Origin of the sequence: Halomonas urmiana, from assembly GCF_005780185.1 — a bacterium.
GTDB classification, from domain to species: domain Bacteria; phylum Pseudomonadota; class Gammaproteobacteria; order Pseudomonadales; family Halomonadaceae; genus Halomonas; species Halomonas urmiana.
This window is the reverse complement of the sequence record NZ_VBUI01000079.1, coordinates 1-757: the sequence shown is the minus strand read 5'-3', so window position 1 is coordinate 757 and position 757 is coordinate 1. Positions and strand designations below refer to the sequence as shown.

Here is a 757-nt window from a genome sequence, read left to right as displayed (position 1 = left end):
TGTACGTGATATCGGTGCTCCAGACCTGGTTCGTCCGGGTGACCGGAACGCCCCGCAGCAGGTACGGATAGACCTTGTGCTGGGGGTGCGGACGACTGGTGTGAGGGCCCGGCGCGATCGCCGCCAATCCCATGCCGCGCATGAGGCGTTGGACGTGCTTGCGGTTGATGGCGTGGCCCCGGATTCGCAGCTCGACCACCATGCGTCGACTCCCATAGAACGGCCGTCGAGTGTAGATCTCGTCGAGGAGCCGACAGAGCAGCAGGTCGGCGGTGTCCTCCGGTGGCGGCCTCCGATGCGCGTATGCCGTCGCTCGCGAGACACCCGCCAGGCGACACTGGCGAACGATGGGCACCGCATCACTGGCGTCGATCCAGCCTTGTCGGATCATGGCAGGTTGATCCCGGACTTTTTTTTCAGCCAGTCGAGTTCCATCTTCAGGCGCCCGATCTCGCTGTAGAGGCGGTCCTGGGCATCCTGCGCCGCGACCGGCTTCGGGCCTCGTTTGCCATCGAAAAGGGAGCCTGCCTGATCCAGAATGGCCTTCTTCCACTGGCCCACCTGGACGGGATGGACCCCATAGGCTTGCCCGATCTCATTCACGGTCTTGACCCCGTGAATAGCCTCTAATCCGACTTTCGCCTTGAATTCAGGGCTGTACGAATTCCGCTTTCGCTTTTCGCTCATCTCGATGTCATCCCGATTCGAAGGCTCGGCTACAGCTTAAACCGTTGTCCGGATATTGGGGTCCACTTTA

The 757-nt window shown here is 61.4% G+C and carries 1 pseudogene; it reads right to left on the bottom strand.

Annotation, left to right across the window (positions count from 1 at the left end):
• A pseudogene (locus FEI13_RS19580) lies at positions 1–687 on the bottom strand (IS3 family transposase); the annotation flags it as partial.
• Between the last annotated feature and the right edge of the window lie 70 nt (positions 688–757).